25 protein-coding genes are annotated in these 21,353 nt (G+C 64.4%); 19 read left to right on the top strand and 6 right to left on the bottom strand.

The window, feature by feature from the left end; all coding sequences use genetic code 11:
* Positions 1–123: 123 nt before the first annotated feature.
* Positions 124–387: a hypothetical protein gene (locus CIHUM_RS06835; protein ID WP_051106366.1), complete on the top strand. Its 264-nt coding sequence runs from the start codon at positions 124–126 to the stop codon at positions 385–387.
* Here CIHUM_RS06835 and CIHUM_RS06830 read toward each other — a convergent pair.
* Together CIHUM_RS06830 and CIHUM_RS06825 are read right to left on the bottom strand one after the other, a co-directional pair.
* Positions 384–644, bottom strand: a complete 261-nt coding sequence (locus CIHUM_RS06830) for a hypothetical protein (RefSeq protein ID WP_034998707.1) — start codon at positions 642–644, stop codon at positions 384–386. The two genes, CIHUM_RS06835 and CIHUM_RS06830, sit on opposite strands and share 4 nt — an antisense overlap.
* Positions 645–653: 9 nt before the next feature.
* The gene (locus CIHUM_RS06825; RefSeq protein WP_148363843.1) at positions 654–1,352 is read right to left on the bottom strand and encodes an AMIN-like domain-containing (lipo)protein; all 699 of its coding nucleotides are present in this window, start codon (positions 1,350–1,352) and stop codon (positions 654–656) included.
* Positions 1,353–1,407: 55 nt separating this feature from the next.
* Here CIHUM_RS06825 and dapB point away from each other — a divergent pair, with 55 nt between their 5' ends.
* From dapB to CIHUM_RS06780, 9 genes are all read left to right on the top strand, one after another.
* The gene (gene dapB, locus CIHUM_RS06820) at positions 1,408–2,151 is read left to right on the top strand and encodes a 4-hydroxy-tetrahydrodipicolinate reductase (protein ID WP_034998709.1); all 744 of its coding nucleotides are present in this window, start codon (positions 1,408–1,410) and stop codon (positions 2,149–2,151) included.
* A complete protein-coding gene (locus CIHUM_RS06815) occupies positions 2,152–2,784 on the top strand; it encodes an FAD-dependent thymidylate synthase (protein ID WP_051106368.1) in 633 nt (210 codons plus the stop codon).
* A 36-nt stretch (positions 2,785–2,820) separates the two neighbouring features.
* Complete coding sequence (gene dapA, locus CIHUM_RS06810; protein WP_034998710.1) at positions 2,821–3,729, top strand: 4-hydroxy-tetrahydrodipicolinate synthase; 909 nt, start codon at positions 2,821–2,823, stop codon at positions 3,727–3,729.
* 2 nt (positions 3,730–3,731) lie between these two features.
* Positions 3,732–5,870 carry a ribonuclease J gene (locus CIHUM_RS06805; protein ID WP_034998712.1) on the top strand — a complete coding sequence of 713 codons (2,139 nt, stop codon included), beginning with the start codon at positions 3,732–3,734 and terminating at the stop codon, positions 5,868–5,870.
* 85 nt (positions 5,871–5,955) lie between these two features.
* Positions 5,956–6,408, top strand: coding sequence for a hypothetical protein (locus tag CIHUM_RS06800; protein WP_034998713.1), 453 nt, complete (start codon positions 5,956–5,958; stop codon positions 6,406–6,408).
* Between the two features lie 77 nt (positions 6,409–6,485).
* Positions 6,486–6,935, top strand: coding sequence for a hypothetical protein (locus CIHUM_RS06795; protein WP_034998715.1), 450 nt, complete (start codon positions 6,486–6,488; stop codon positions 6,933–6,935).
* A 10-nt stretch (positions 6,936–6,945) separates the two neighbouring features.
* On the top strand, positions 6,946–7,572 hold the full coding sequence (locus CIHUM_RS06790) for a TIGR03085 family metal-binding protein (protein ID WP_034998717.1): 627 nt from the start codon (positions 6,946–6,948) through the stop codon (positions 7,570–7,572).
* Between the two features lie 67 nt (positions 7,573–7,639).
* A complete protein-coding gene (locus CIHUM_RS06785) occupies positions 7,640–10,822 on the top strand; it encodes a DNA translocase FtsK (protein ID WP_034998719.1) in 3,183 nt (1,060 codons plus the stop codon).
* Between the two features lie 416 nt (positions 10,823–11,238).
* The gene (locus CIHUM_RS06780; protein ID WP_034998721.1) at positions 11,239–12,414 is read left to right on the top strand and encodes a TerC family protein; all 1,176 of its coding nucleotides are present in this window, start codon (positions 11,239–11,241) and stop codon (positions 12,412–12,414) included.
* A 3-nt stretch (positions 12,415–12,417) separates the two neighbouring features.
* Here CIHUM_RS06780 and CIHUM_RS06775 read toward each other — a convergent pair whose 3' ends face one another.
* Entirely contained in the window at positions 12,418–12,702 is a 285-nt protein-coding gene (locus CIHUM_RS06775) for a YciI family protein (protein WP_034998722.1), read from the bottom strand.
* Positions 12,703–12,751: 49 nt separating this feature from the next.
* Between CIHUM_RS06775 and pgsA the strand changes: the two genes are divergently transcribed.
* From pgsA to CIHUM_RS06755, 4 genes are all read left to right on the top strand, one after another.
* Complete coding sequence (gene pgsA, locus CIHUM_RS06770) at positions 12,752–13,291, top strand: CDP-diacylglycerol--glycerol-3-phosphate 3-phosphatidyltransferase (protein WP_081634444.1); 540 nt, start codon at positions 12,752–12,754, stop codon at positions 13,289–13,291.
* Positions 13,288–13,827, top strand: a complete 540-nt coding sequence (locus CIHUM_RS06765; RefSeq protein WP_273680167.1) for a CinA family protein — start codon at positions 13,288–13,290, stop codon at positions 13,825–13,827. The genes pgsA and CIHUM_RS06765 overlap by 4 nt, the downstream gene beginning before the upstream one ends.
* A gap of 23 nt (positions 13,828–13,850) precedes the next feature.
* On the top strand, positions 13,851–14,213 hold the full coding sequence (locus CIHUM_RS06760; RefSeq protein ID WP_034998729.1) for a helix-turn-helix domain-containing protein: 363 nt from the start codon (positions 13,851–13,853) through the stop codon (positions 14,211–14,213).
* Between the two features lie 71 nt (positions 14,214–14,284).
* Complete coding sequence (locus CIHUM_RS06755; protein ID WP_034998731.1) at positions 14,285–15,160, top strand: PspA/IM30 family protein; 876 nt, start codon at positions 14,285–14,287, stop codon at positions 15,158–15,160.
* A gap of 214 nt (positions 15,161–15,374) precedes the next feature.
* Here the strand turns inward: CIHUM_RS06755 and CIHUM_RS06750 are convergent, their stop codons facing one another.
* From CIHUM_RS06750 to CIHUM_RS06740, 3 genes are read right to left on the bottom strand one after another with little or no spacing between them, the layout of a single operon-like run.
* Positions 15,375–15,980, bottom strand: a complete 606-nt coding sequence (locus tag CIHUM_RS06750) for an energy-coupling factor transporter transmembrane component T family protein (protein WP_187370382.1) — start codon at positions 15,978–15,980, stop codon at positions 15,375–15,377.
* A complete protein-coding gene (locus CIHUM_RS06745; RefSeq protein ID WP_034998733.1) occupies positions 15,977–16,666 on the bottom strand; it encodes an energy-coupling factor ABC transporter ATP-binding protein in 690 nt (229 codons plus the stop codon). The genes CIHUM_RS06750 and CIHUM_RS06745 overlap by 4 nt, the downstream gene beginning before the upstream one ends.
* Positions 16,667–16,671: 5 nt before the next feature.
* A complete protein-coding gene (locus CIHUM_RS06740) occupies positions 16,672–17,238 on the bottom strand; it encodes a biotin transporter BioY (RefSeq protein WP_034998734.1) in 567 nt (188 codons plus the stop codon).
* 43 nt (positions 17,239–17,281) lie between these two features.
* On the opposite strand from CIHUM_RS06740, the gene CIHUM_RS06735 reads away from it, so the two are divergent.
* From CIHUM_RS06735 to CIHUM_RS06715, 5 genes are all read left to right on the top strand, one after another.
* Positions 17,282–17,497 carry a DUF3046 domain-containing protein gene (locus tag CIHUM_RS06735; RefSeq protein ID WP_034999282.1) on the top strand — a complete coding sequence of 72 codons (216 nt, stop codon included), beginning with the start codon at positions 17,282–17,284 and terminating at the stop codon, positions 17,495–17,497.
* 234 nt (positions 17,498–17,731) lie between these two features.
* On the top strand, positions 17,732–18,859 hold the full coding sequence (gene recA, locus CIHUM_RS06730) for a recombinase RecA (RefSeq protein ID WP_034998736.1): 1,128 nt from the start codon (positions 17,732–17,734) through the stop codon (positions 18,857–18,859).
* Positions 18,860–19,441, top strand: coding sequence for a recombination regulator RecX (gene recX, locus CIHUM_RS06725; protein ID WP_034998737.1), 582 nt, complete (start codon positions 18,860–18,862; stop codon positions 19,439–19,441).
* A 47-nt stretch (positions 19,442–19,488) separates the two neighbouring features.
* On the top strand, positions 19,489–20,205 hold the full coding sequence (locus CIHUM_RS06720; protein ID WP_034998739.1) for a 6-carboxyhexanoate--CoA ligase: 717 nt from the start codon (positions 19,489–19,491) through the stop codon (positions 20,203–20,205).
* Complete coding sequence (locus CIHUM_RS06715) at positions 20,202–21,350, top strand: aminotransferase class I/II-fold pyridoxal phosphate-dependent enzyme (RefSeq protein ID WP_034998740.1); 1,149 nt, start codon at positions 20,202–20,204, stop codon at positions 21,348–21,350. Before CIHUM_RS06720 ends, CIHUM_RS06715 begins: the two co-directional genes overlap by 4 nt.
* The last annotated feature ends 3 nt before the right edge of the window (positions 21,351–21,353 follow it).

Below are 21,353 nucleotides of genomic sequence, written 5' to 3'. Positions count from 1 at the left end.
TGCACACTCATCCTCACTGGAGAACAGCTTGTTGCGCGAAACCTCTCTTTGGACCTGCCGGGGCTTCCGGGGCTTGGGAACCTGACAACAGGTCCAGTTGCAACACGACTCTCCCGAGGCCCTGTGCGTATCGAGGTAGCGGGCATCACCGCAACGCCCGTGGTAGCCGGGGTGCCGACGGTGCTCGTCACGGTGGATTTAAATGGCGATCTCGGCGCTGTCCTCCAGCAGCTCGGCATCCCGGACGCGCGCCCGGTGCCAAATGTGGCTGTGCCGGACATGGTCATGGACAATGTAGCGCTCAACAACGCAACCCTAAAGCTTGTGAGTCTGCATAGTCAGCAGTTCCGCGCACCGTCGTTCACACTGACCGCAATTAGAAACTAGCGGGAGCCGCGGTTGCGCTCCGGATTGTCGCTGTGCTCATCCGCTGGCCGCTCGCCGTGGCCGAACAGTTCATTCCGCCTCTTGTAGGCGTACAGCCCGGCCAGGGGAGAAAACCCCATGAGGAAACCCCACCGGCGCTTGGAGTCCTCGTCCATGTCGCTTTCGTGGATTTCCTTGGACGTGTTGCCCAGGGCCACGATGCCGCCGATGGCAAGAAACGCCACGAAACCGAGTCCGAGCCAGGAAATCAGACTCACTGTTGCCTCCTACTTCTGAAAGTCCACGACCACGCGGGTCGGGTTCTCCAACAGGTACAGGTTGTACGGATGCTGGGCGTTAAGGCCCACGATGTACTGGGCGTCCGCTTCGAAGATTCCGCCGTCGGCGATCTCCTGGATGCCGCCAGCCGCCACTCCGGCGGGGTCGGCCTTGGCCAAATCGGCATCGCTTAGGCCCATCGACCACGGCACGCCCTGGATAATCAGCTCGAAGTACGCGTTGCCGGCGGGCACAAGTGGAAGTCCGGAGGCCTGCTGGCGCGGTTCGGCGGTGTAGCCGGCCAACACGTTCGGTGTGCCGGTGCCGGATAGCTCCACCACGACGCGGTCGACGCCTTCGTGGGAGCCGGCCCGGACGTCTTCGATCTGAAGCTCGGGGTGGCCAGGGTTCTGCAGGTGGGTGTCTTCCAGGGTGAACGGGGTGGCGGACTGTGCGCCTGCCGGGGCCGCCGCTGCGGAGACGTCCTTGGTGTCCGCCTCTGTCGTGTTGTCTGCGGCCGCGGAAGTGGACGCCGGTGCAGTGGAGCTCGCGGCGGAGGTCGTCACTGATCTGGTCGCGGGCTCTACAGACGGCTCCGTGTCTCCCGTCTCGGCTCCGCAGCCCGCAACGGTCAGAGCGGTCACTGCGAGCGCTGCACAAAGAGCTCGGTTGCGGGTGGGGCTGAACTTGCGGCTGTGGAGTGTCATAGCCCCACCCTAGCGGGGCTACCATGGCCACCGGAGACAAACAGAAAGGACACCCATGATCAAAGTTGGAGTGCTCGGAGCGACCGGCAAGGTCGGCTCCGCCGTTGTTGCCGGTGTGGAAAAGGCTGGTGACCTGCAGCTCGCCGCCAAGGTGAGTGCTGGCGATTCGCTGCAGGTGCTGGTGGATGAAGGCGTGGACGTCATCGTCGACTTCACCACCCCGAACGCGGTGATGGACAACCTGGAGTTCTGCATCAATAACGGCATCCACTGCGTGGTGGGCACCACCGGCTTCGACGATGAGCGCTACCAGAAGGTGCGCGACTGGTGCGCGGCAAACGAGGGCGTCGGAGTGCTCATCGCCCCGAACTTCGCCATCTCCGCGGTGCTGACTATGGCGTTTGCCCGCCAGGCAGCGCCGTTCTTCGAGTCGGCGGAGGTAGTGGAGCTCCATCACCCGTACAAACTCGACGCGCCTAGCGGCACGGCGGTCAAGACCGCTCAGGGGATCGCGGATGCGCGTAAAGAAGCTGGCCTGACTGAGATGCCGGATGCCACCGAGCAGGCGCTCGACGGCTCGCGAGGCGCGAGCGTCGATGGCGTTCCGGTGCATGCGGTGCGCATGAAGGGCATGGTCGCGCACGAAGAGGTCATCTTCGGCACCACCGAGCAGTCCCTGACAATTCGCCAGGACTCCTACGGCCGCGAGTCTTTCGTCCCCGGCGTGCTCACCGGCGTGCGCGAGGTGGCGAACCGTCCGGGCCTGACCATCGGCCTCGACGCCTACCTCGGGCTGTAAATGCAGGTTGAACTCATCGCAGCCACCGCACTGCGGGTCCCAGTGGCAGAGGGCGTCACCCAAGGGGAGGGTGTGGTTGCCTACGCCTTGCTTAGCGACGAACCTCCGGCCGCCCTCCTTCGCCGCCACGCCGACGACCTCGCCGATTCTCGCGCGCACATGCTGGAACACGCCAGCGCCACCTTGCATATCCGGGGTATCTCGCGCGACGCGGCCGCCGCGGTCCGGGGGCACGGCCTGGCGGTCAGCGAGCGCGCGGCAAACGGCGCGGTGATACCGGCCGCGATTGCCGCCGACGAGGAGCTGACACGGCTGTTTGAGGCTGCCGTGGAGGAAGCGGAGTTTGTCCGCGGCGAGCTGTTGCACGCGTTGGAGGAGGCGATGGCTGGCGAGCCAAACGCGCTCTTAAGGCGCAAGCGCTCGCGCGAGGCAGCCGACGCGCTTGTGCCTGCCGCCGCCGCGACTGAGTTGGTCGCCACCGGCACCTACCGGGCATGGCGCGAATTCATCGCCGCGCACAATGGCAGGTTCCAGCACGAAGAGATCCGGCAGCTCGCCCTTGCGGTGCTCGAGGTCATGCAGCGCGAGGCGCCGCTGCTTTTCGGCGATTTGGCCGAAGGGGAACGTCGATAAACAATTGCTCCCGCGAGGCAGGTATCCTACTGGGCCATGGGCACATCTCTCAAAGCTGATCTGGGAGCCGACATCTTCGGCTCCGTCTGCGTAGCAATGGTCACGCCGTTTGATTCCGACGGCGAACTAGACGTTGTGGCAGGCCGCGATCTCGCTGCCCACTTGGTAGAACAAGGAATCGACGCACTAGTGCTCGCAGGCACAACGGGCGAATCCCCGACAACCACCGACGAAGAGAAGGTCGCGCTGCTCAAGGCAGTGCGCGAAGAGGTAGGGAACAAAGCCCACATCATCGCAGGTGCGGGGTCCAACGACACCCGCCATGCGGCGGCAATGGCGAAATCGGCCGCTGAGGCCGGCGCTGACGGCCTGCTGGTTGTCACGCCGTACTACTCCAAGCCATCCCAGGCAGGGGTGGAGGCGCACTTCCGTGCAGTTGCGGAAGCGACCGATCTTCCTGTCTGCCTGTACGACATCCCCGGCCGCTCCGGCATTCCGATCGATTCCGGCACCATCCGCAAGCTTGCGGAAGTGGACACGATCCAAGCGGTGAAGGACGCAAAGGGCGACTTCCTTGAAGCGTCCACGCTGATCCAGGAGACCGGGCTGGCCTGGTACTCGGGCGATGATCCCCTTAACCTGCCGTGGCTCGCCGTCGGCGCGACCGGAATGATCTCTGTGGTGGGGCATGCCGCACCGAAGGCACTGCGTGAACTAGTGACTACATACGAGAATGGCGATCTCGCCCGCGCACGGGAAATCAACGCCAACACACTCAACGTGCTCGCGCGCCAACAGGGCGCGCTGGGCGGCGTGACATTTGCAAAGGCAGCTCTGCGACTGCAGGGCATCGAAGTAGGAGACCCGCGCCTGCCGGTCGCTGCGGCGACGGATGAGCAGGTCGAGCGGCTCCGCGAAGAAATGACACAGGCTGGAGTCCTATAAACATGAATGAACCCCGCAACCGCGCACGCAAGGTGACGCGTAAGGCTGGGCCGCCGGAGGCAACCGAACAGCAGCCGGTATTCCAAGCACCGAGCGACGCTCCTGTAAACGGCAGCGGCAACGACGCGCCAGCTGAACGCGACGGTGGAAACAACGGCAATAACGGCGGCAACGGCCGTGGCGGCCGCGATGGCGGCAACGGCAATAACGGCAACGGCGGCAACAACAACCGTGGCGGCAACGCCCGCGGTGGCCGTGGTGGCGAAGACCGCGACAACAATAAGGGCAACGGCAACGGCGGTGGCAGCAACCGCAACCGTCGTCGTCGTGGCCGTGGCGGCAACGGCGGGGGCCAGGGCGGCGGCCGCCGCAACCCGATGAAGTCGATGCAGGGCGCCGATCTGACCAAGCGCCTGCCCGCACCGTCGAAGCCAGCGAAGGACACGCTTCGCATCTACGCGCTCGGCGGCATTTCCGAAATCGGCCGCAATATGACGGTCTTCGAGTACAACGGCCGCCTGCTCATCGTGGACTGCGGCGTGCTGTTCCCCAATTCGGACGAGCCGGGCGTGGACTTGGTGCTGCCGGACTTCGGCCCGATTGAAAACAAGCTGGACAAGATCGACGCACTCGTGGTCACGCACGGTCACGAGGACCACATTGGTGCTATCCCGTGGCTGCTCAAGCTGCGCAGTGATATTCCGATCTACTCGTCCAAGTTCACTAACGCGCTGATCAAGGCGAAGACGCAGGAGCACCGCCAGCGTCCGAAGCTCAACGACGTGAACACGGATTCCGAGGTCACCGTCGGCCCGTTCCGTCTGCGCTTCTGGCACGTCAACCACTCGATCCCGGAGTGCTTGGGCGTGTCCATCAAAACTGGTGCGGGCCACGTTGTGATGACCGGCGACGTGAAGGTGGACCAGACGCCATACGACGGCAAGCCGACGGACATCCCGGCGCTTGCCCGCCTCGGTGACGAGGGCATCGACCTGTTCATGTGCGATTCCACCAACGCCACCGTTCCGGGCATCTCCGCCTCGGAGGCCGGTATTGAGGAGACGCTGACACGCTTGGTGTCCAATGCCCGCCAGCGTGTGGTCATCGCGTCGTTCGCCTCCAACGTGGCGCGCGTGCAGATGGCTATCAATGCCGCTGTGTCCAACAACCGCAAGGTCGCCTTCAACGGCCGTTCCATGCTGCGCAACATGGAGATCGCGGAAAAGATGAACCTGCTCAAGGCTCCGAAGGGCACGATCATCCCGATCGAGGAAGCCGCGAAGATGGCGCCGCACAAGACGGTGCTGATCACTACCGGCACCCAGGGTGAGCCGATGGCTGCGCTGTCGCGCATGTCCCGCCGTGAGCACCGCCAGATCACCATCCACGACGGCGACACGATCATCCTGTCGTCCTCGCTCATTCCGGGCAACGAGGAAGCAGTGTTCGCGGTGATCAACAACCTCGCGCAGATCGGCGCGAACGTGATCACCAACGCCGAGGCGCACGTCCACGCGTCCGGCCACGGCTATGCCGGCGAGCTGCTCGCGCTCTACAACGCGGCGCGTCCGCGCAACGCGATGCCGGTGCACGGCGAGTGGCGGCACATGCGCGCCAACAAGGAGCTGGCGATCTCCACTGGCGTCAAGCCGAACAACACGGCGCTCGCCCAGAACGGCGTGGTAGTGGACATGCACAAAGGCAACATTAAGGTTGCCGGCCAGTACCAGGTGGGCCAGCTCTACGTTGACGGCACCACCATGGGCGACGTGGACCCGGACGTGTTGGCGGACCGCACCTCGCTGGCGTCCGGCGGCGTTGTGTCCATCACTTGCGTGATCGACGACAGCACCGGCCGCCTGCTGGAGGCGCCGCAGGTGTCCACCACGGGCTACAGCGACGACGACCGCGACTTCAACAAGAAAGTCGTCGAGGGCGTTGAAGCCGTCATGGGCGATCTGGCCGCCGAGGGCGAAAACGATCCGTTCCGTATGGTGCAGCAGATCCGCCGCAAGGTCTCTCGCGCAATCGAGCAGAACTACAAGCGGCAGCCTGTGATTCTGCCGACTGTGGTGCCGATGTCGTCGGACAACCACATCGCCAGCGAGGACGAGATCGCGTCCACCCGCGAGTCCCGCTAAGCATTTGCTTTACGACGCCCCTTCGGCCCACCCCGTGGTAGCCGAGGGGGCTAACGCGTCTTCAGGGTATTCCGATACAACAAGTATGAGATACCTCAACCGCACCACCGCAGCCGTCGTTCTGTCCGCATCCCTCCTTGCACCAGTAGCCGCCGCCGATGAGACCAGCTGGACCGGGGGACACCCGGTGCCGCCGGGGACACAGGTACCGTTCGATCCCGGTTACGCCACCCAGTGGCGCAGCTACGATGTGGTGAAGTGGGGTGACCCCAACTTCCGCAACCAGGACGTGCTCGGCGTTCGCGTGATTGGGCAGTACAACCAGGATTCGATCCTGTGCCTGGAAAACGCGAAGGCCGGTATGTGGGGCTGCTACGTCGACGGCGGGGAGGCGACTGAGCTGGTCTATGCACCGTACGGCAAGGTCGTGACTGTGGATCCGCTGGTCAACTTCTTCGCCCCGGTGATCCGCTTTTTGCTTGGGGTCCAGGTAAGGCTGGGGCTGTCGAACCTGCTGTCAGGGTCCTCCCAGATGTAGCCGGAAACCGTACGGTTTCATAACAACCGTGCAACACGCCCTAGTAACCTTTGTGACAGGTGTGCACAATGTGGCCCATGAAGATCGCAACGAAAACCGCCGCGGCACTGCTTGCCGCCACGGTGACACTCGCACCAACCGCTCACGCACAGAACGACGTTGACTGGACCGGCGGCCGGCCCCTGCCGCCCGGCACCGAGGTGCCGTACGAGCCTGGCTACGCATCCGCGTGGAAACTCTACGACGTGATCCGTTTCGGTGACCCGAACTTCCGCAACATCAAGGTGCAGGGAGTGCGCGTGATGGGCGCCTTCGAGGGCGACTCTGTCATGTGCCACATGAATGCCAAGGGCGGACGAAATGAGTGCTACAAGGACGGCAAGCAGGCGACAAAGCTCGGATGGGGCCGTGGCGGAGAGGCAATCACCTTCGACCCGAAGGTCGAACAGTTCGCACCGCTAATCAGGAGCTACAACAACCTGGAACTGCAGCTCTCCAGCGGCACCGGAGTGAACCTTTCCAGCTAGGCTTGAGTGCATGTCTTTTGCGCAGAAGGAACGTGAACGCCTCGCCAAATTGCTGCTTCAGGTCGGCCCCGGTGCGCCGACGCTGAATGAAGGCTGGACCACCCGGGACCTCGCAGTGCACCTGCTCATCCGGGAGTTCAAGCCGGCGGCAGCCCCGGGAATCTTCGTGGATGCGCTGTCCGGCATCACCGAGAAGGAGACGGATAAGCAGAAAGCTCGCCCGTACGAAGATGTCGTGCGCGAGTGGGCTGCTGGCCCGCCCGTGTGGCTCAAGCCGCTGAACTCCGCAATGAACACCTCCGAGCACTTCATTCACCACGAAGACGTGCGCCGGGGTGGGGGAGTGGTTGAGCCTCGCGAGTTCTCCCAAGTCATCAACGAGGAGCTGTTTGCGCTGGCAAAGCGCTTTGGCAAGCTGACGCTTCGTAATGCGCCGGTGCCTGTGATCTTGACTCCGCCGACGATGCCGCCTGCGACCATCGGCGACAAGGCCGGGGTTGCCGAGCGCGGAGACAACGTGCTGCGCGTGTCGGGCGATCCCGGCGAGCTCTTGCTGTGGGCGTCCGGGCGCGACGCCGCCAAGGTGGAACTGACTGGTGCCGTAGAGGCGTTCGAGGGTTTCGATATCAAGATGTGACCCTTGACTGCGCGTCGCGGGTGTGGCGTGAGGTGTAAATGTGACTTAAGGCGTTAGAGTTACACCCATGTCTGTCAAAAACACCGCGCCGCGCTCGTCGCGGTCTTCAACGCGCCGCCCAGAAGGCGGCACACGCTATGGCGGTCCGGTGTCCATGACGCACCCGCCGACATCGTCGAACGTGGCCGCAGAAACCGCCGACGAACGCGTGGGATCCGCGTATAAAGTCGTCGGCCATTCGCTGGGTGCAGCTGCCCGTGGCGTCGGCTCGTTCTTCCGCCGCGACAAGCACGAGTCCGACTTCGAGGACACCGCCACCCGCAGACCCAGGCGCAGCCGTGATGATTGGGACGAGGAATGGGAGGACGATCTGGACATGCCAGAGGAGCGCACCGAAAGCTCCGCGAACGGCGATCGCCGAGACCGCGAACCGTGGCGGGAAAGCCGCTTCGGCGGCCACAGCACGTTTGAGACCCACGCCGACGCGTGGGGTTTGCTTCTCATTGGGCTCGCCGCAGTCATCGGCGGTTCGGTCTGGTTCGACGTGGCCGGCCCAGTGGGAGAAGTCATCTCCACCGGCACGCACTGGCTCATCGGCGCGGGTGCGCTGATCCTGCCGGTGATCCTCGTCGGCATCGCTATCGCACTGATGCTCAACGTGCGGACCTCCGACGCAGTGCGCACACGTGTCACGCTGGGCCTTTCCATCATCGCTATTGGCATGCTCGGCCTGATCCACGTCTTCTCCGGCAATCCTGCGGCGTGGGAGGAGCGCAAGCTCGCCGGCGGCGCATTTGGCGCCTTCACCGGCGGGGTGCTCGCAGCCGGATTCTCCTCTTTCGTCGCAATCCCGCTGCTTGGCCTGGTGATTGTCTACGGTGCGCTGAAGACCACCGGAATCACCGTGCGCGAGGCGTACGACTACATCAAGGACCTGGTCACTCGGATGCTGTCCAACACGGACACGCCCGACGACGACTTGGATCCGTACAGCCACGTCGCCGACGACTTGGACGACATCGCGGAAGGCCGCGAGCGCCGCGCCACCCGTGATCGCGGCTCTGGTGGGGCAGCGACGCGTGCAGCTTCTCGACGTGGGCGTGGCCGCACAGCCGACGCTGCACGCCCGGACCGCCCGGACCGCCCGGCTCGGCGCCCGTCACTGCGCCGCCCGACCCCGATGGAGAGCTACCCGGCCGACGGCGATGACGAGCTGGATCTCTTCGACTTCGCCGACGAGGTCGAAGACCACGACAGCTTTGACCAGCCCGCGGCCGAGCCCGCCGACACTGCGGAGACCGCCGTGGTCCCGCGCCCGGCGGAAGCTCCGGCACCAGCCCCCAAACCCGCATCGGCCAAGTCGGCCGCACCACAACCGGCTGCGGCGAAGCCAGCACAGCGCGACAACGGAACAGTCAACGAGACAAAGGTGCTGCAGCGGGAAGTTCCGGAGAGTGACCGTCGAGAAGCAACTGCCCCCGACGCCGTAGCCAGCTCGCGCGAGCAGATGGCCAAGGCGATCGCGGCGCGCAGCGGCATCGACGCCTCCAAGATCCCCGCAACCACCCCGAAATCCGAAGCAGAAAAGGCCGCGCCGAAACAGGTACGCAAGATCTCGCAGGGAGACTACAACCTGCCGTCGACCGAACTGCTGCTCGCAGGCAACGCGCCGAAGTCGCGCACCGAGGCCAACGACCGCATGATCGAGGCGATCACTGATGTCTTCGAGGAATTCAAGGTCAACGCCCAGGTCACCGGCTTCTCCCGCGGACCGACAGTGACCCGTTACGAGGTAGAGCTGGGGCCCGGTGTGAAGGTCTCCAAGATCACCAACCTGCAATCCAACCTCGCCTACGCCGTGGCCACCGACAACGTGCGCCTGCTCACCCCGATCCCCGGCAAATCCGCCGTGGGTATCGAAGTGCCCAATGCAGACCGCGAAATGGTGCGGCTGCGCAACGTGCTGGACTCGCCGAAGGTCTCTTCGCAGGACGACCCGATGCTCATCGGACTGGGCAAGGATATCGAGGGCGACTTCATCGCCTCCTCGATCCAGAAGATGCCACACCTTCTGGTGGCCGGTTCCACCGGTTCCGGTAAGTCTGCGTTTGTGAACTCCATGCTGATCTCGCTTCTGACGCGAGCCACACCGGAGGAAGTCCGCCTGATCCTGGTGGACCCGAAGATGGTGGAGCTGACCCCCTACGAGGGCATCCCTCACCTGATCACGCCGATCATCACCCAGCCGAAGAAGGCTTCCGCGGCCCTGCAGTGGCTGGTGGAGGAGATGGAGCAGCGCTACATGGACATGAAGTCCGCGCGCGTGCGCCACATCAAGGACTTCAACCGCAAGGTCCGATCCGGCGAACTGACCGCCCCTCCTGGATCCGAGCGTGAAATGCGCCCGTACCCGTTCATCGTATGTGTCGTGGACGAGCTGGCCGACCTTATGATGACGGCGCCGAAGGAGATCGAGGAATCCATCGTGCGCATCACCCAAAAGGCGCGTGCGGCTGGCATCCACCTGGTGCTGGCGACCCAGCGGCCGTCCGTGGACGTGGTCACCGGCCTGATCAAGACAAACGTGCCGTCGCGGCTTGCCTTCGCGACGTCGTCGCTGACGGACTCCCGCGTCATTCTGGACCAGGGCGGCGCCGAGAAGCTCATCGGCATGGGCGACGGCCTGTTCATCCCGCAAGGCGCCGGCAAGCCGCAGCGCCTCCAGGGCGCGTTCGTCTCCGACGAGGAGATCCAGGCGGTCGTCGAGGCTGCGAAGGCGCAGCAGGACGAACCCGACTACGTCGAGGGCGTCACCGAAGATAAGCAGGCCGAAGCCAAGGTCATCGATGACGACATCGGCAAGGACATGGACGACCTGCTCGAGGCCGTCGAGCTCGTGGTCACCTCCCAGCTCGGTTCCACCTCAATGCTGCAGCGCAAGCTGCGCATAGGCTTCGCCAAGGCCGGCCGCCTGATGGATCTGATGGAATCTCGCGGCGTGGTCGGACCGTCCGAAGGCTCCAAGGCCCGAGACGTGCTGGTTAAGCCCGAGGAGTTGGAGACCATCATCTGGATGATCAAGGGTGCAGACCCCGCCGAAGCACCGAAGGGCGTCGAGCTTGAAGACGGCGCCGGTGACGACGATTCTGACGCTTCGCAAGCTGGCGACGGCTCCGGTGCTGCTGCTGGTGGCGACGCCGACACCCGGACTGTCACTGCAACGTACAACCCGACCGGGGGTGCGTTCTAGGCTGCGGACATATAACCGCCCTAGATGCTTACCCGAGGATGCTTACCGGGTCTAGATGCTTACCCGAGGATGCTTACCCATCGAGTGGTGCACCTGCCGAAGCACTGGACATCTCGACAAGTAAGCGTTTAGAAGTAAGCATCCTCGGGCGGTAAGCATCCTGGGGTAAGCATTTGCGCGAAAGGCGCGGGCGGCACGGAGAGGCGCGGGAGCGGCGCAGACCGGCGGGTCGGCACACCGCGCCGCGTTGTGTAGGCCGGGTGGTGTAGTGTGTAACGCGCTTGGAGGGGAGTACCCCGGAAGTGTCCAGGATCGTCAGCACGGTGCCGTCGTAAAGTGATGGCCCCGGTCCGGACCGCCCACGGCGGTGGGGGAGACCTCCGGTCTATTTTGTGACGCTGACCGGAGGCTTACTTATGCATGTGCCCTTGTACATTTGGTTGATCACCTCGGCGGTGATCCTGGGATTTTTCGTCTTCGACTTCGTCTCGCACGTGCGCACCCCGCACGAGCCGACGATGAAGGAGTCGGGCGGCTGGGCGCTGTTCTACATGTCCATGGCCTGCGTATTCGGAGGGCTCGTCTGGTGGCTGTGGGACTCCGAGCACGCGCTGCAGTTCTTCACCGGCTACATCACGGAGCTGTCGCTGAGTGTCGACAACCTCTTCGTGTTCGCGCTAATCATGGGCTCGTTCAAGATCCCTCGGGCGTACCAACAGAAGGTGCTGCTCATCGGCATTGTCATGGCACTGGTGTTCCGCCTCGTATTCATTCTGCTTGGCGCTGTGATCATCTCGGCCTGGGCGTGGGTGTTCTACATCTTCGCCGCTTTCCTCATCTACACCGCCATCAAGCTGGTCTACGACGAAGTCACCGACCAGGAAGACCCGGACCCGAACGACATGTTCGTGGTCAAGACGCTGCGCAAGGTCATTCCGGTGACCAAGTCGTACCACTCGGACCGTCTGGTGTCCGCCACGGAAGCCGGCAAGAAGGCCGTCACCCCGCTGTTCGTGGCGCTGCTGTCCATCGGTTTCATCGACGTGATGTTCGCCTTCGACTCCATTCCCGCGATTTTCGGTATCACGCAGGAATCCTTCCTGGTGTTCACCGCCAACGCGTTCGCGCTGCTTGGCCTGCGTCAGCTGTACTTCCTGCTCAACGGCCTGCTGGACAAGCTGGTCTACCTGCCGTACGGCCTGGCCATCATCCTCGGTTTCATCGGCGTGAAGCTGCTGCTACACGCGCTGCACGAGAACAACCTGCCGTTCATCAACGGCGGCGAGGGCTTGAACGTGCCGGAGGTCGGCACCGTTGCCTCGCTGCTCGTCATCGTGGGCACGCTTGCGGTCACCGCAATTGCGTCGCTGATGAAGGACCGCGCGGAGGTGAAAGCCGGTCGCCGGGATCCGGAGGAGGGCAAGTACCACATCGATTACGACGATCACGGCAACCGTCGCAAGGTGGACCGCGAAGGCCACCACGTGGAGTGGATCGACGACCCTGCCACCTCCGGCAAGGGCGACCACACCGCCACCGGCTCGCGCGACACGGGGCACCTCGACGTCGCCCGCGGCGGCCGCAAGGGCTAACCCCTAGCTGAAGATATTCATTACCGGGTTCCACTCCCGGATCTCGCGGGCGGCCAAGGCCCCGGCGACGTTGTAGGGGTCGCCGTCCAGGATGGTCGCCGCGTCCTCCTCGGTGGCGGTGTCCGGCAGCTGCAGGATGATCAGGGCCTGCTCGGCGCCCGCGAGCGGCCCGGAGCCGACGATTCGGCCCAGCGACAGCTGGGAGGAGATGAATTCGCGGTGGGCGGGGCGTGTGTCGTCGACAAGCTTTTGCTCGCCGTAGATGTACGTGGCTGCGAAATACTTCATGAAGGGCAGTCTAGGAGCGTGGCGCCGCATGGGTATGGTGGACGTTGTGATGCAACCCGACAAGCAGTCGAATTGGAACCTCCCGAACATTTTGACCTCGCTGAGGATCCTGTTCATTCCCGTTTTTGCCTGGCTGGTGCTGTCTGAGCGCTGGTGGTGGGCGTTCGGGTTGTTCGTTGCGCTCATGATCACGGACAAGCTCGACGGCGACATCGCGCGCGCCCGCGGGCTGGTCACGGACTTCGGCAAAATTGCCGACCCGATCGCGGACAAGGCGCTGATGATCACCGCGCTGGTCACCCTGAATATCGCCAGCACGCTGCCGGTGTGGGTGACGGTGGTCATTGTGGCCCGTGAGCTGGGCATTACCGTGTGGCGCATGGTGATGCTGCGCCGCGGCAAGGTGGTGCCCGCGTCGAAGGGCGGCAAGCTCAAGACGGCGCTTCAAACCCTCGCCGTTGGGTTGTACTTGTGCCCGCTGCCCGCGTGGATGGACACTCCGACGTTCGTGGTGATGTTGTTGGCGGTCGCGGTCACCGTGGTCACGGGCGTGCAGTATCTGGTCGACGCAGGAAAGGTGAACAAGTGACTACTGCGCAATTGCTTATCGACGAGCTCCGCGCCCGCCACCAAACCATCGCCTTTTGCGAGTCGCTGACTGCCGGTCTGGTCTCTGCGACGTTGGCTGATGTGCCGGGTGCCTCGGATGTGTTGGTCGGGGGCCTGGTGACGTACTCGCCGGAGCTGAAGACGGCGCTTGCGGATGTGCCGGAGGAGCTGATCGAGCGCGAGGGTGTGGTCTCTGCCGCTGTTGCGCGCGAGATGGCGCGCGGGGCGCGGCGCGTGTGCGGGTCCGACTGGGCGGTGGCGCTGACCGGTGTTGCGGGCCCCGACGCCCAGGACGGTGTGCCGCCCCGCACCGTGTGGATTGGTTTGGCGGGGCCGAAGTGGACTGCCTCGTCACAGGCGGCTGAGCTACTCGAACCGTCTGTCGGCCAGTATGCGCTCATGCCAGGAGCTGCGGTGCCCGTGCGTGTGCTGTCCGGGCAGCGCAACGAGGTCCGCCGCCTGGCGGTGGAAGCCGCGCTGGTTGGAGCGCTGAAGTGCGTGCGGGAACAAAACTAAACGGCGAGTCGTTGGAGTAATTGATGACCACTACTACTTTGCTCTACGATACCCCGGTAAACCTGCCGCTTGCCCCGGCCGAGGTTGCCCCTGCTTCGTCACGCGAGCCGCTGTTCCGTGAGGCGCTCGGCATGTCGCTGCGCGCATTCCGCGCCGACAAGGGCGTGACGCTGCGTGCGCTGGCGAAGGAAGCGCGTGTGTCTTCCGGCTACATCTCTGAGTTGGAGCGCGGCCGCAAGGAAGTTTCCTCGGAGCTGCTGGCCTCGTTGTGCGAGGCGTTGGGCACCACGGTCTCCGAGGTTCTGCTGGAAGCTGTGGCGAACATGTCGCTGCACTCTTTCGCCGAAGAGCTGGAGCGCACCACGCCGGCTGCTGCGGAAGCGTAGCTGGCAATCCGCGACTACAGTGGTTGGCGATTAACGCAATCTACTGACAGAAAGGTCACGGTGCTTGAGCCATGGCGAATCCCTTTACCAAGTTCTGGAACTACCTGATGGCGCTCTTCGACAACAAGATCGAAGAAAACGCAGACCCGAAGATCCAGATCGAGCAGGCCATTAACGACGCTCAGCGTCAGCACCAGGCACTGTCCCAGCAGGCGGCTGCCGTGATTGGCAACCAGCGCCAGCTGGAGATGCAGCTCAACCGTCGCCTGGAGGACGTTGAGAAGCTGCAGGCGAACGCTCGCCAGGCGCTCCAGCTCGCCGACAAGGCACGCGGCGAGGGAAACGCCCAGAAGGCGCAGGAGTACGAGAATGCTGCCGAGGCATTCGCAGCCCAGCTGGTGACCGCCGAGTCCGGCGTTGAGGACACCAAGCAGCTGCACGACCAGGCGCTGCAGCAGGCGGCCCAGGCGAAGCAGGCCGTCGAGCGCAACGCGGCGCACCTGCAGCAGCAGGTGGCGGAGCGCTCCAAGCTGCTGTCCCAGCTGGAGCAGGCGAAGATGCAGGAGAAGGTCTCGGAGACCATGCAGTCCATGAACTCCATCACCTCCTCCGGCCCGAACTTGGACCAGGTGCGTGACAAGATCGAGCGCCGCTACGCCAACGCCCTGGGCGCCGCCGAGCTCGCGCAGAACTCCATCGAGGGCCGCATGGCTGAGGTTGAGCAGGCCGGCATCCAGATGGCAGGCCACGGCCGCCTGGAGCAGCTGCGCGCCGAGATGGCAGGGGAGCTGACCTCCGGCAAGAAGCAGGCCATCGAGCAGGGTAAGGCTGCTCAGGGTGGTGCCGCTCAGGGTGGTGCTGGTTCTTCTGGTGCTTCGAACCCGGTCGGCGGCGATGTCTCCGATGACGCTGTCGCGCAGCGCATGCGCGAGCTGCGCGGGGAGTAAACGGAGTAACACCGCACACGCCCGCTAAACGCAGACCGCCCGGTTCCTCGTAGGAGGGGCCGGGCGGAGCGCCGTTCTATAGCAGAGTGCGAGCGCAACCTTCCACGGCTTCTTCCAGGCGTTTCCAGCTATCAGGATCCAGCTATTCGCCCCTCAGGGCCGAATAGCTGGGTCTTAGTAGCTGGATTTGGGATAAGGGGAGGGGGCAGTGTAGCTAGTCCACGGCTCCGCGGGCCATGAGTGCTTCGCCCATCATCTTGGCGCGGCGCACGGAGCGGATGACCAGCGGGATGCCAAAAGCGCTGAAGGAGAAGCCGACGCCGCGGGCTTTGCGCGCCGCGAGGACCTCGTTCGCGGTGGCGAGGGTGAGCGGGATTAACCGGATTGTCAGCGCGATGGTGAGGGAGATCAATTCACCCGTACGTCCGAACGGGGCCAACGCTCGGTCCAGTGCCGCCAAAAGCTCTTCCACCGGTGTGGTCAGGGTGAGCAGGTTCGCCGCGGCGATGGTGGCGAGCAATCCGATAAGCAGCGTAAGTGCGGATCGCACGCCGTTTTGCCACACCATGAACACGCCCAGAAACAGCAGCACGGGCAGCAGCGGCACGAGCTGGCGCCACGCCACGCGCGCGGGGATGCGCGCCCACACGTAGAGCACGAGCACAAACACGAGTGCGGCGAAAGAGTGCCACGGCTGGGTGGGTAGGACAGTGACAGCGATTATGAAAACGACGAGCAGCACGAACTTCAGCGCCGCGCCTAGGCGGTGCAGCCACGTGTCGCCGGGGATGTAGACGCCTAAGGGGAGTTCGCGGATCACGGCTTCGCATCCATCAGGTCGGTATAGAACGCAATCGCATCATCGGGCGCGCCGTCGAAGGCCAACGCGCCATCGTCGATGACGAGCACGCGGTCGAAGCCGCGCAGCATCTCTAGGTCGTGCGTGACCACGATCAGCTGCTGGTCCAGCGACATCAACTCGCGCATGATGCGGCGGCGGTTGCGCAGGTCTAACAGGGTGGTGGGCTCGTCGGCGATGATCGTGTCCGGCTCGATCACCAGCACGGACGCGAGCGCGAGCATCTGCTTCTCGCCGCCGGAGAGAGTGTGCGGGGAGTTCTCGGCGCGATCGGCAAGATCGAAGCGTTCGAGCGCGTCTGCCACGCGGCGCTTTACCTCCTCGCGCGGCAGCTTGAAGCGGCGCAGGGAAAAAGCAACGTCGTCGGAAACGCGCGGCATGACAATCTGGGATTCGGCGTCGGAGAAGACAAAACCAACGCGCTTGCGGATGTCTCTGCCGTGTTTGTCGGGCGTGAGCCCGTCGTAAAGCACCTGCCCCGAAGTCGGTTCGATCAGGCCGTTGATCAGGCGCACGGTGGTGGATTTGCCGGAACCATTGGAGCCGATGATGCCGATGCGCTGCTCCGACAGACTCACGGTCAGCGGTGCGAGGACCTGCTCGCCGTCGTAAGCGACAGCGGCGCCGCGGAACTCGATAAGCGGCATGGCGTTTACTTGCGGGCCCCGCGCAGATCCGGGAACGCCTGGTGCACCGCGAACGCGATAGCGATCATGAGGGCGACCTTGCCGGCATCAGGCAGCAAGAACGGCACCTGCGCCGCCCACGCTGCGCCGAAGGACATCTGCGCGCGCCACATCAGGCCGAACACGCCGCAGAGGTACTGGAAAAACAGGCCTACGTAGCCGGCGACAACGAGGATGCCGATGTTCGCCGCCTTGTTCGAGCGTGCCGGCGCAGTGTAGGCGATCGCGCCGGCGACGGCTGCGGAGACAAGGTAGCCGACCAGGTAGCCCACGGTCGGACCACCGAGTGCGGATATGACCGTACGGCCGCCTGCGAGCACCGGCAGCGCCAGGCCGACCAGCAGGAAGATTGCGGCGGAGGAGAGGCCGCGGCGCCACCCGAGCACCAGCCCGGCGAGGATCACGGCGGCGTTCTGCAGCACAATAGGCACGCCGGCAGCGCCGACGGGAATGGACACGAAGCCCAGTACAATGACGATGGCGGCGAAGACCGCAATGAGCGCGATATCCTGTGCCGTAGAGTTTTTCTTCATGCGCGGGAGTGTACCGGGGTGGGTGGCGTGTACTGTCGGGCGCATGCGTTTGACGGAGTTTCACCAGCTTGTGCAGGACGAGTTCGGCTCGGAGCGTGCGCAGTGGATCATCCAGACCCAGGTGTTGCCCGGGTTTGAGCAGACGTCTGCGCAGCTCATCGACGCCGGCGTGGATCCGCGCGACGCGTGGCGGGGACTTTGCGACGCGTTCGATGTCCCGGAGAAGCGCCGCCTCGGGGTCGATCGTCCGGGGACGTAGAAGGGCAGTTGCTTATCGACGGCTCCGCCACCCCGGCGTGTCTTTGAATTTCGAACACGTTTGCGTGTATTCTCTGGCGTGTCGCCGTCGCGTTCTACAGTGTGCCGTGTTTTCCGCTTGGGAAAGATTTCTTCGCGTTGAATGGAACCGAAGCGGTATAGCGATACGTCTAACTAAGAAACTGTGCACGCGACGCGCCCAGCGCCGCCGAATACTTGGAGGTAGAAACACCACATGGCAACGAAGAAGAAGTCCGCGGCTTCGGCCGGCAACGACCGCAAGAATGCGCTCGATGCAGCGCTGGCAATGATTGAGAAGGACTACGGCAAGGGCGCTGTCATGCGCTTGGGCGATGAGAACCGCCCGCCGATCCAGTCCATCTCTTCCGGCAACACCGCCATCGATGTCGCGCTCGGCATCGGTGGTTGGCCGCGCGGACGAATCGTGGAGATCTACGGGCCGGAGTCTTCTGGTAAGACCACCGTGGCGCTGCACGCGATCGCGGAGGCACAGCGCGGCGGCGGCATCGCCGCGTTTATCGACGCGGAGCACGCGCTCGACCCGGACTACGCGCGCAAGCTTGGCGTGGACACGGACAACCTGCTGGTGTCCCAGCCTGACACTGGTGAGCAGGCGCTGGAAATCGCGGACATGCTGGTGCGCTCGGGCGCGATTGACATGATCGTGATTGACTCGGTGGCCGCACTGACACCGAAGGCCGAGATTGAGGGCGAGATGGGCGATAGCCACGTCGGCCTGCAGGCTCGCCTCATGTCCCAGGCGTTGCGCAAGATGACCGGTGCGCTGTACAACTCCGGCACCACCGCCATCTTCATTAACCAGCTGCGCGAGAAGATCGGCGTGATGTTCGGCTCGCCGGAGACCACCACTGGCGGTAAGGCGCTGAAGTTCTACGCGTCCGTGCGCTGCGATGTCCGCCGCATTCAGACGCTGAAGGACGGCCAGGACTCCATCGGCAACCGCACCAAGATGAAGGTTGTGAAGAACAAAGTCTCCCCGCCGTTCAAGATCGCCGAGTTCGACATCATGTACGGCGAGGGCATCTCGCGAGAGAGCTCCATTATCGACATGGGCGTGGAGAACGGGATTGTGAAGAAGTCCGGCTCCTGGTTCACCTACGAAGGCGACCAGCTGGGCCAGGGCAAGGAAAAGGCCCGCATGTTCCTCAAAGAGAACCCGGATCTGGCCGACGAGATCGAGGACAAGATCTTCCGCGCGCTCGGCGTGGGTAAGTACGCCAACGCTTCCGATGAGCTGACGGACGAGCCGGTGGATGTGGTGCCGAACATCGACTTCGACGACGAGGAAGATGCTGCCGCGCCGGCAACTGCGGAGAAGTAGTTGGCGGACGCGGACCAGATTGCCCGGCTCCAGGCGGCGCTCGATGCCTTCGAACCGGGCACCGGTCTTTTCGACCGGGAACACGAGGAGGCGCTAGCGCCGGTTCGTAAGCGCGCTCTCGGTTTGCTGGATCAGCGTGCGCGCTCCCGCACGGAACTCCGCGACCGGCTGATCAGGGCGGAATTTGAGCCGCAGCTTGTTGACGAAGTGCTCGACGACCTTGCAGGCTCCGGCCTCCTCAACGACGCGCAGTTCGCTCACGAGTGGGTGCGCCAAAGAGCCTCCCGCCGGGGCAAGTCCACCCGAGCGCTGGATATGGAGCTGCGTGACAAGGGCGTTTCAGGGGCGGACCGCGCCGCGGCACTGCAGCAGATCTCTGAAGAAGACGAAGAACACACCGCCCGCGCTGTGGCGGAAAAGTCCACGCGGAAGGTCAAGGCAGCTCCGGCAGACCGCGCCGAGTACGACAAACACCTGCGCCGCGTCGTTGGTGCGTTGGCCCGGCGTGGCTTCAACCAGGGGATGGCGCTGCGCATCGCGCGCGAAGAACTGGACGCGCGCATTGCCGAGTGTGAGGAGTAGTCCGAAACACTGAACAGTGTTCAAGGCGGTCTCCTAGACTAGTGCGCATGGCATTGTTCAGCGTGAAGATGCGATCCAGCGCGGACGGCACCCACATCTCCGGCGCCGAGCGCATCGTGGAGAAGTATGAGGTTCCGGACGTGTGCGCCGCCATGAGCAATCGCGCGATGACCCACGGCAAAGGACAGCCGGATGCAATCACCGTGACTGTCACCGCGATCGACCGCGAGGTCGAGCGCATCCCGGCGTTGCCAATCGCAGAAGCGCGCTGCGCTGACACGGCCGAAGCCCGCGACATCGTCATCAACGCCCTGGCCCCGCTGACCCCGCACGCCGCCGAAGCGTGGAACATGCTCACCACCGTTCGCGACATGCGGGGCGCCATTTTGTTCCACGCGCCAACCGGTGCGCGCCTCGAACCGGATCATGCCCGTGGCGTGCGGGTGACCTCCATGGATGCCGCCACCGCCACAGCGGAGCGTCCCGAGGCGCACTCCGGCAAAACGCGCGTCACCGATGCGCGCGTGCTCGCTTCCAAGGTGGCACACCACCCGGCGGTGCTGGCCGAGGTGTGCATCTCAGACGATCCGGACTACACCACCGGCTACGTCGCCTCGAAAAAGTTGGGCTACCTGCGGGTGCTCAACATAAAGCCTGACGGATCGCCGGTCGGCGGCCGCCTGTTCGTCGTGGACACCGACGAGCCCGCAGACCTGATCACTTACCTCGAGCACACCCCGGTGCTGGTTGGGGAGGCCGAATGAGCTGGCTCGACAATGCCGCCAGGCAACACAGCGAGGACTGGCGCAGCCAAGGTCTTGAGCGCACCCCCGCACTCTTTGACACCGGCCAGACCCCGGTAGCCACCATCGATAGGCGCGAGTACGTCCTGTTCAGCTCCTCGAACTACCTGGGGCTTGCCGAACACCCCGCCGTGACTGAAGTGGCCTGCGACGCACTCAACCAGTTCGGCGCGGGCACCGGCGGATCGCGCCTGACCACAGGCACCACGAAACTGCACACCCAGGTTGAGTGCGACTTCGCGCGTTTCCTCGGCTACGACGACGCCGTGTTTTTCTCCGCCGGGTTCATGGCCAATACCGGTGTGCTGCAGGCGCTCGCCGGCCCGGACACGTTGATCTTGTCGGACGAGCGCAACCACGCCAGCATCATCGACGGTTGCCGCCTGGCCAAGGCGCAAGGTGCCACGGTGCGCGTGTACCGCCACCGCGATCCCGTGCACGTCGACGAGCTGCTCCGCCAACACTCCGGAGAAGCCATTGTGGTTACCGACGGGCTGTTTTCCATGGACGGCACCCTCGCGCCCGTGCCGGAACTGCTCACCATCTGTCGCGCCCGCGGCGCCGCGCTCATGGTTGACGACGCGCACGGCACCGGCACACTAGGAGCTCGAGGCCGCGGCATCACGGAGCACTTTTCGCTTATCGACGACCATCCGGACATCCTCGTCGCCACCTCATCCAAGGCACTCGGAGTCGAGGGCGGGGCAGTGGCTACCTCCGCCCCGGTCGCGGCGTTGCTGCGGCAGAAAGCCCGCACCTTCGTCTATTCCACTTCGTCCACGCCAGCCACGTGCGCGGCGGTTTCTGCGGCTATCGGCGTGCTCGAGGGGCAGGACAGTCCGGTGCCTGCGCTGCACCGCAACATCCGTCGGTTGGCGGGCCACCTCGGGATGGGCGACTGGGCCAGCCCGATTATCCCGGTGCCAATCGGCGACGAGACCAAAGCAGTCAACGCGTCCGCCACACTCCGCGAAGCCGGGTACTTCGTGCCCGCGATCCGCTGGCCAACCGTCCCACGGGGTGCAGCGATGCTGCGGGTGACGGTGATGGCCACCCACACGTTCGAGCAGATCGACGGGCTGGCAGACGTCATTTCGCGGTTGTAGCCC

This window comes from Corynebacterium ihumii, assembly GCF_028609825.1.
Classification (GTDB): domain Bacteria; phylum Actinomycetota; class Actinomycetes; order Mycobacteriales; family Mycobacteriaceae; genus Corynebacterium; species Corynebacterium afermentans.
This window is presented reverse-complemented; position numbering and strand designations above follow the sequence as displayed.

What these genes read in the sequence shown, in the direction of transcription:
- recA (WP_034998736.1), top strand. Translation starts at nt 17,732, where the DNA reads ATGGCAACGAAGAAGAAGTCCGCGGCTTCGGCCGGCAACGACCGCAAG.
- CIHUM_RS06825 (WP_148363843.1), bottom strand. Translation starts at nt 1,352, where the DNA reads ATGACACTCCACAGCCGCAAGTTCAGCCCCACCCGCAACCGAGCTCTT.
- CIHUM_RS06745 (WP_034998733.1), bottom strand. Translation starts at nt 16,666, where the DNA reads ATGCCGCTTATCGAGTTCCGCGGCGCCGCTGTCGCTTACGACGGCGAG.
- dapB (WP_034998709.1), top strand. Translation starts at nt 1,408, where the DNA reads ATGATCAAAGTTGGAGTGCTCGGAGCGACCGGCAAGGTCGGCTCCGCC.
- CIHUM_RS06795 (WP_034998715.1), top strand. Translation starts at nt 6,486, where the DNA reads ATGAAGATCGCAACGAAAACCGCCGCGGCACTGCTTGCCGCCACGGTG.
- CIHUM_RS06715 (WP_034998740.1), top strand. Translation starts at nt 20,202, where the DNA reads ATGAGCTGGCTCGACAATGCCGCCAGGCAACACAGCGAGGACTGGCGC.
- CIHUM_RS06785 (WP_034998719.1), top strand. Translation starts at nt 7,640, where the DNA reads ATGTCTGTCAAAAACACCGCGCCGCGCTCGTCGCGGTCTTCAACGCGC.
- CIHUM_RS06790 (WP_034998717.1), top strand. Translation starts at nt 6,946, where the DNA reads ATGTCTTTTGCGCAGAAGGAACGTGAACGCCTCGCCAAATTGCTGCTT.
- CIHUM_RS06755 (WP_034998731.1), top strand. Translation starts at nt 14,285, where the DNA reads ATGGCGAATCCCTTTACCAAGTTCTGGAACTACCTGATGGCGCTCTTC.
- CIHUM_RS06740 (WP_034998734.1), bottom strand. Translation starts at nt 17,238, where the DNA reads ATGAAGAAAAACTCTACGGCACAGGATATCGCGCTCATTGCGGTCTTC.
- CIHUM_RS06800 (WP_034998713.1), top strand. Translation starts at nt 5,956, where the DNA reads ATGAGATACCTCAACCGCACCACCGCAGCCGTCGTTCTGTCCGCATCC.
- CIHUM_RS06780 (WP_034998721.1), top strand. Translation starts at nt 11,239, where the DNA reads ATGCATGTGCCCTTGTACATTTGGTTGATCACCTCGGCGGTGATCCTG.
- dapA (WP_034998710.1), top strand. Translation starts at nt 2,821, where the DNA reads ATGGGCACATCTCTCAAAGCTGATCTGGGAGCCGACATCTTCGGCTCC.
- CIHUM_RS06805 (WP_034998712.1), top strand. Translation starts at nt 3,732, where the DNA reads ATGAATGAACCCCGCAACCGCGCACGCAAGGTGACGCGTAAGGCTGGG.
- CIHUM_RS06735 (WP_034999282.1), top strand. Translation starts at nt 17,282, where the DNA reads ATGCGTTTGACGGAGTTTCACCAGCTTGTGCAGGACGAGTTCGGCTCG.
- CIHUM_RS06760 (WP_034998729.1), top strand. Translation starts at nt 13,851, where the DNA reads ATGACCACTACTACTTTGCTCTACGATACCCCGGTAAACCTGCCGCTT.
- pgsA (WP_081634444.1), top strand. Translation starts at nt 12,752, where the DNA reads ATGCAACCCGACAAGCAGTCGAATTGGAACCTCCCGAACATTTTGACC.
- CIHUM_RS06720 (WP_034998739.1), top strand. Translation starts at nt 19,489, where the DNA reads ATGGCATTGTTCAGCGTGAAGATGCGATCCAGCGCGGACGGCACCCAC.
- CIHUM_RS06815 (WP_051106368.1), top strand. Translation starts at nt 2,152, where the DNA reads ATGCAGGTTGAACTCATCGCAGCCACCGCACTGCGGGTCCCAGTGGCA.
- CIHUM_RS06775 (WP_034998722.1), bottom strand. Translation starts at nt 12,702, where the DNA reads ATGAAGTATTTCGCAGCCACGTACATCTACGGCGAGCAAAAGCTTGTC.